Below are 6,975 nucleotides of genomic sequence, written 5' to 3'. Positions count from 1 at the left end.
CGTCGTCGGAGGTCGAGCCAGAACTTGCATCTTCGTTCGGCACAGCAGCGTCCTTCCCGACCACCCCGTCAATCACGGGAGTCGATCTTGGTCCGTCCGCTGCTTACACGGTTGTCGTGACACGCCCTGGTGATCAGCCCGGTGTCGGGCTCGACGACCACGTGGGCGCGGTAGCCGTCCTGGCGGCGCTCGCGGGACTTGTGGGCATGCCGGGACTCGGGATCCACCGTGGAGATCACCCGGTCCGCGGCGACCTTGGTCGCGATGCGCCACCGGCCGTCGGTGCCATCCGAGCCCTCGGCGGGTTCGACGTCCTGCCCGGCGACCAGCGCCAACAACGCCACCGCCTGCGCCGCCTTCTCGTCGAGCCCGGCGCCGCCGGGATAGCGGCGTTCGAGTTCGGCGAGCACCGCCAGCGCGTCGTTGACCAGCACCGTGACCAGCGCGTCACGCGCTTGAGGGTCGTCCCAGGCGATCTCGGGCTTGCCCGGCTTCGCGTAGTCGTGCCCGCTCGTGCGCTGCTCGACGATCTCGGCGCCGCCAGGCACCTCACGGGTGATCCGGCGGATCGCGGCGATCAGCTGGGTCACGGTGTCCTGGCGGGCCACCGCGTCATCGAGGATCGTCGAGTCCAGCGCCCGGCGGGTCTTCCCGGCGACCGCCCCGGTCTCGGCGACCACGGCCGCGACGGTCTCGAAGATCCTGTTGGGTCGTTCGGAGGCAGCCAGGCGACGTCGCCAGTAGGTCAACGTCGAGGAGTCGAACGCGGTGTCGGTGATCGCCAACCCGCACGCGGCCTTCCACCGCAGATCGAACGTCAACGCCTCGACCGCTTCGCGGTCGGACAGCCCGTGCAGGGCCTGGAGTACCAGCACCGTCGCGACGACCTCGGCCGGCACGCTCGGCCGGCCCCGGCCGCTGGGGAACAGATCGGCGAACTGCTCCGGCGCGAACAACCGGGGCCGGTGGGCGGCCAGGAACGCGAACACGCTGCCCGGCCTCAGCAAGTGCCCCGCGACCGACTCCACATCCAGCAACTCACGCTGATCATCCGACCTACCCTACACATATCAAGGATCCCAGCCCCGACCCGCCAGACCAGCGCCGACGCGCTGACTTCTTCAGCAGTCTCCTAGTGTCCTGCACCAGTAGTTCGTTGTAGAAGTCGTGCGAGGGATTCGAGGATCTCGTCGGCGGTCTTGGTCCAGATGAACGGGCGGGGGTTGTCGTTCCAGGCCTTGATCCAGCGGCGAATGTCGGCCTCGAGGGCCTGGACGCTGCGGTGATCACTGCGTTGGAGCAGGTCGGTGGTCACGTAGGCGAAGAACCGCTCGACCTGGTTGATCCACGACGAGTAGGTCGGGGTGAAGTGCATGTGGAAACGCGGGTGGCGCGCCAGCCAGCCGGTGATCGTCGGGCCCTTGTGGGTGCCGTAGTTGTCGCAGATCAGGTGCACCTCGAGGTGGTCGGGCACCGTCCCGTCGATCTTGGCCAAGAACTTGCGGAACTCCACCGCTCGATGCCGGCGGTGCAGGCTGGAGATCACCGTCCCGTCAGCGGTGTTCAGCGCCGCGAACAGGCTGGTGGTCCCGTGACGGACGTAGTCGTGAGTCCGTCGCTCGGGCATCCCGGGCATCATCGGGAACGCTGGCTGCGAGCGGGCCAGCGCCTGGACCTGCGACTTCTCGTCCACGCACAGCACGACCGCGGCCTCGGGCGGGTTGAGGTAGAGCCCGACGACGTCGTGGACCTTCTCCACGAACATCGGGTCGTTGGACAGCTTGAACCCGTCCTCGCGGTGCGGCTTGAGCTCGAAGGCGCGCCAGATCCGCCCGATCGTCGAGCGCGAGAGCCCGCTGCGCTCGGCCATCTTCGTCCGCGACCAGTGCGTCGCGTTCGCCGGTGTGGACTCCAGGGTCGTGACCACCACATCTTCGACCTGCTCGGCAGTGATCGTCGGCGGGCGACCCGGCCGCGGCTCGTCGACCAGCCCGTAGAGGCGACGCTCGAGGAACCGGCCGCGCCACTTGCCCACCGTGGCCGCCGAGACCCCCGCCCGGCGGCGACCTCGGTGTTGGACACACCCTCGGCGCAGGCCAACACGATCCGCGAGCGCAACGCCAACGCTTGCGCCGAACTCGCTCGCCGCGACCAGCGCTGCAGCTGGTCAAGCTCCTCGTCGCTGACGACGAGCTCGGTCTTCGGGCGTCCGGTCCGCGCCATCCACCGACCCTACAACTTATGCACCGGATTTCCGGTGCAGGACACTAGACGGGCCCGTCGTAGCGGGTGAGCCCCATGGTCACGGCGATTACCGCCATCGCTGCGCCGACCACGACCATGCCGACGTGCATGCCGGAGACGATCGACCCGCTGGTCTCTGCGATCGCGCCGAGGACGGCGACACCCATCACCCCGCCGACCTGCCGGCTCGCGTTGAAGACGCCGCTGCCGGTGCCGGCGAGTTCCGACGGCGTGGCGGCGACCGCCAGCGACGCGGTCGGGGGAAGAGTCAGACCGCTCCACGTCCCCTGCAGGACGAGGGCGAGCCCGAGTATCCAGTACGGCGACGACCCGTCGACCGCGTGCATGAGCACGGCCCCCGGGACGCCGACCAGCGCTCCGAGCGCGACCGGGCGTCGCAGCCCGTGGCGAACCATGAGCCGGCTCGTGAGCAGGGGCGGCAACGCCGCAGTGGCCACGGTGAGGGGCAGGAGCTGAACGCCCGCGGACAGTGCGCTGGTCGGGTGCACCGTCTGCAGGTAGAGCGGGAGGAGGAAGAGCGTTCCGAAGAATCCGAACTGGAATACGAGGCCGTTGACGGTGGCCACGACGAAGGACCGGTCGGCGAACAGGCGCGGGGGCACCATCGGGTGCTCTGTGCGCCGTGCCCCGGCCACCAGCGCCGCTCCCGCCAGCAGGCCGAGCGCGAAGGCGCCGATGATCACCGGGGATCCCCAGCCGAAGTGCGCGCCCTCCATGAGCCCGAACGCGAGGCCACCCATCGTCAGCACGGTCAGGACCTGTCCCGGAAGGTCGAAATGCCGGCCGGTGGTGCGCGGCATCGCGGGGATCGTCTCTGCCACCATCCACCACACGGTCAGGCAGATCGGAACGTTGATCAGAAAGATGGCCTCCCAGCCCAGGGTGTCGATGAGCAAGCCGGCCACGAGGGGCCCGGTCGCGAGCGCCACCGCGCCGGTGCTGCCCCACACCGCGATCGCGCGGGCCCGTTCGCCCGGCTCGACATAGAGGTGTGGGATCAATCCGAGCAGGGACGGCAACAGGACCGCGGCGGTCATGCCCTGCAGCACCTCTGGCGACGACAAGCAGTGCCACCGACGGAGCGAGCGCGCAGGCGAGGGATGTCGCGGCGAAGCCGAGCACCCCGAGGCGATAGACACGGTCGTGACCGAGCCGGTCACCGACCACACCTCCGGACAGGATCAGCACCGCCACGGTGAGGGTGTACGCGTTGATCACCCACAGGAGCTCCGCGAGGCCACCGCCGAGTGAGGCGCCGATGTGCGGCAGCGCCAGGTTGACGATGTTCGTGTCCATCATGATGACGAAGTTGCCGAGGCACACAGCCGCGAAGCCGATCGCGCGCCGGTGCCGTGCCGGCGGGCCGACCACTCCCGCCCCGTGGGACCTGTCCGTCGAACGGGCCGGGTCGTGCGCGGTCATCGGGGCTCCGATCGGGCAGGGCGGGTGGATGGCGCGAGGTGGCTCCCGCGCTGTGCGCAGCCTGGAGCCGATGCTCAACCGTGCCTATGTCGCAGGCGACGAAAGAGAAGCGCTGTGGTCGGTGAGATCCACGAACCGGCCGTTCATCCGGCCGCGGGTTGTCTGGGGTCGTCGATCCCGGCGCGGCCGACTGTCTTGCCGGGGTTGAGGACGACGTGCTGGTCGAGCGCGGTCTTCAACGCCTGGTGCAACGCCAGGACCGACGGTGAGACCTCGTCGCGGAACCCGAGATCTTGGTCAGCCCGACGCCGTGCTCACCGGTCACTGTGCCGCCGAGGTCGAGGGCGTCCGCCGCGATGTCGTCGAACGCCTGCTCGGCGCCCGATCGAAGCGGTGCGTCGGGTCGCCGCCGGCGGTCTCGTGCCGGGCTGGACGAACCGCGAGCCGTTCCAGCGGGCCGATCTCGACGATGGCCGTCATCGCCTCCGGGGGGACCACGGCGCAGCCCTCGACCGCGCTGGCGCCACCGGAGATCCCGTCCCCGCTCCCCGGGGACGACAGGGGTGCGGTGGGCCAGGCAGAGGGCGACGGTCGCCGCGACGTCGCCGGTGCTGCGGGCGCGAACGACGGCCGCGGGCCGCCCGGCAGGGGCCCACACGGCCCCGTCGGAGCGATATCCGTCAGCCACGGCCCACGCGGTGATCGACCGGTCGGGGCCCAGGTGCTGCGCGAGCGACGACACGAGGTCGATGCCTGTCTACGATCCGAGAGCGGGGCGGTGGGGTGAACGGTGCGAACGACGAAATCCGGTCGCCACCGTCGAGTGAACACACGAGAGGCGCGCGGTGCCGGCCGACGGACGCGAAGGCCCCGACGAGGGCGACTGGGCACCGGTGATCGCGCTCTGCCGCCAGGTGTCGGACGATCTGCCGACGCTCGTGCCCGTGATCGTCGAGAACATCCGCGCCGCGTGCCCTCGCTACGCCGCGGTCCCGCGAGCCGATCACGTCCGCCACGTCCACGACCAGTTCGACGGCCTCCTCAGCGGGCTCGGTGCCCGTCGCCCGCCCACCGCGCGGCAGACCGAGCGCGCCCGGGACCTGGGACGGGAAAGGGCGCGGCAGGGTGTACCGGTCGAGGAGGTGATCGCCGCCTACCACGTCGGTTACCGGGAGCTGTGGAACGTTCTGCTGGAACGTGCCGGGGACGGCGACGACGCGCTCAGGTTGCGCCTCGTACGTCTCGTGGACCTGGTCTGGACGTGGATCCGGGTGATCTCGAGCGCTTCGGCGGACGCGCATGGTGAAGCGAGCCGCGCCCTGCAGACGGCCCGCGTCACCCTCGCCCACCGCTTCCTCGAAGCGCTGCGGGCGGGGGAGGTGGTCTCGGATGACGCCGTGGACCTCGCTCGCGCGCTCGGGTTCTCCGCCGACGGCATCTTCCAGGCGGTGTGCCTGCCGCTGGACGCGCGACCCGAGGACCTGCTCGATCCGGTCGCGCGCCGACTCGAACGCTTACCAGGCGTGGTGGCGGTTGCGGCGCGGGAGGCCTACGCCGTCGTGGTGTTCCAAGGCCTCGAGGCGGACGACGTCGTCGTGGCCGTGCACGCGGCTCGCCCCGACTCACCCCTCGGAGTCGGCCTGCCGCGTCAGGGCCCCCTGGGCGCCGAGTCGACCGTGGTGGACGCTGAACGAGCGCTGGCGGTGGCGCTGCTCGATGGCTCGGTCGCGCGTTTCGAGGACGAGTGGTTGCCGGCCACCCTGCTGCCGCACCGGCGACGGCTGGCCCCGCTCCTGGAGGTCCCGGAGGGTCTCGGGGCTGCCCACCGGCATCTCGCGGACGCAGTCCGGGCCTACGCGCAGCACGGCTTCTCGGTCACGGCCGGTGGCCGCGGGGCCCACCTCCACCCGAACACGATGCGGTACCGCCTCGACCGGTGGCGCGCCGTCACCGGGTGGGACCCGCGTACCCCGTCGGGCCTGGTGGCGTCGTTAGTGGCCCTTCGCCTCTTCCCGACCGGTGAAGCCGGTGACCCGGGACGCGAGCTGCCACCAACGTCGTAGCCGGGTGGCACCTTGCGCTCCCCGTCGACTCGACCTTCGATCCTCACGTGACGTGGTCGCCCGGTCGCAGACTGAACCACCGGGACCTGCAACGGCGCACGTCCCTCAGCACGGAGCCCCGGTGCATGAGGGAGGGACACCCACGGTGTCGACGACAGGAACTGCCGAACGGCCCGTCTTCCACTACTTCGAGGGATACGCGGTCAGCAGCGTGCTGGCCTCACTAGAGATGACCGGCGTCCTTGCGTCCCTACGGGACCAGGGCCTGACCCACGACGCGATCGACAGGTTCGGCGGCGACCGCGCGAACCTGCTGCTCGCGAGCCTCCGCTTTCTCGCCGACCGCGGCCTGGTCGCCGAGTCGGACGGGGCCTTCGGGCTCACCGCGCTCGGCGTCGACGTCGACCGCGACATCGGCTACCTGGTCTGGCTCGTCGGCGGCTACGGAGAGCCGCTGCGGCGCACCGACGCGTTCATCGAGGGATCCGCGCGCTACGGCGACGACTTCCCCCGCGACGGCCGATGGGTCGCCGACGGGTCAGCGATCATCGGGCGCGACGACGTGGTACCGGTGGCGATGGGCCTCATCGAGCGCCACGGCTTCGGCAACGTTCTGGACCTCGGTTGCGGCAACGCACGGTTCCTCGTGAACGTCTGCCGCACCTTCGGGGCTCGCGGGGTCGGTGTCGACCTGAGCCCCGCGGCGTGCGCCGAGGCCGAGAAGGTGATCGGCGAGTCGGGCATGGCCGACACGGTGCGGGTGGAGGTCGGCGACGCCGGTGCCCTCGACCGGATCTCCGGTCTCGAGGACATCGATCTGGTGGTGGCCTTCTTCCTGCTCCACGAGATCTTGGCGGGCGGGCGCGACGTGCTCGTCGACTACCTGCGCTCGATGGGCAAGCAGCTGCCCAGCGGCGCCAGCCTGCTGATTGCGGAGATCGAACCGCCGCGCCCGGACGGCGGCCACGACCAGTACTTCACCCCCGAGTTCGGCTACGTGCACGCGATCATGCGGCAGCACCTGATCACGGGTGGCGAATGGTGCTCGGTGCTCGCCGACGCAGGGTTCTCCGTCACCGAGCTCGTCCCGAGCGGGATGCCGGGGGGTGTCTCTATGGGGTTGTCAAGCCGCGAGGGGCTCGGGTGCTCGCGCTGGGGCGCGGTAGGGCTGGTGGTCGCGGAGCATGGCGTAGATGACGTCGGTGCGGCGGCGGGCCAGGCATAT

At 70.6% G+C, this 6,975-nt stretch carries 4 protein-coding genes and 3 pseudogenes; 2 read left to right on the top strand and 5 right to left on the bottom strand.

All coding sequences use genetic code 11. From position 1 onward, the window contains the following. Positions 1-128: 128 nt before the first annotated feature. The 5 genes and pseudogenes from AC2A1K_RS35250 to AC2A1K_RS35230 form a co-directional block, all read right to left on the bottom strand. Positions 129-1,037 (bottom strand): annotated as a pseudogene (locus AC2A1K_RS35250) (transposase); the annotation flags it as partial. Positions 1,038-1,132: 95 nt separating this feature from the next. Beyond that, a pseudogene (locus tag AC2A1K_RS35245) lies at positions 1,133-2,223 on the bottom strand (IS630 family transposase). A 44-nt stretch (positions 2,224-2,267) separates the two neighbouring features. Continuing rightward, complete coding sequence (locus AC2A1K_RS35240; protein ID WP_483901008.1) at positions 2,268-3,302, bottom strand: MFS transporter; 1,035 nt, start codon at positions 3,300-3,302, stop codon at positions 2,268-2,270. A 25-nt stretch (positions 3,303-3,327) separates the two neighbouring features. Beyond that, positions 3,328-3,687: pseudogene (locus AC2A1K_RS35235) on the bottom strand (MFS transporter); the annotation flags it as partial. A gap of 235 nt (positions 3,688-3,922) precedes the next feature. Further along, complete coding sequence (locus AC2A1K_RS35230) at positions 3,923-4,345, bottom strand: FAD-linked oxidase C-terminal domain-containing protein (RefSeq protein WP_483901009.1); 423 nt, start codon at positions 4,343-4,345, stop codon at positions 3,923-3,925. Between the two features lie 187 nt (positions 4,346-4,532). Here AC2A1K_RS35230 and AC2A1K_RS35225 point away from each other — a divergent pair, with 187 nt between their 5' ends. Together AC2A1K_RS35225 and AC2A1K_RS35220 are read left to right on the top strand one after the other, a co-directional pair. Continuing rightward, positions 4,533-5,750, top strand: coding sequence for a PucR family transcriptional regulator (locus AC2A1K_RS35225; RefSeq protein ID WP_483901007.1), 1,218 nt, complete (start codon positions 4,533-4,535; stop codon positions 5,748-5,750). Positions 5,751-5,979: 229 nt separating this feature from the next. Continuing rightward, positions 5,980-6,975 (top strand): class I SAM-dependent methyltransferase (locus tag AC2A1K_RS35220; RefSeq protein WP_483901006.1); only part of this gene is annotated, 996 nt, incomplete at its 3' end.

It is taken from the genome of Actinomycetospora sp. 2LY8.5, assembly GCF_057180585.1.
Note: the sequence above shows the minus strand (reverse complement) of the source record. Positions and strands in the feature narration are given on the sequence as shown.

Coding starts and splice junctions, on each gene's coding strand:
- AC2A1K_RS35240 (WP_483901008.1), bottom strand. CDS start 3,302: ATGACCGCCGCGGTCCTGTTGCCGTCCCTGCTCGGATTGATCCCACAC.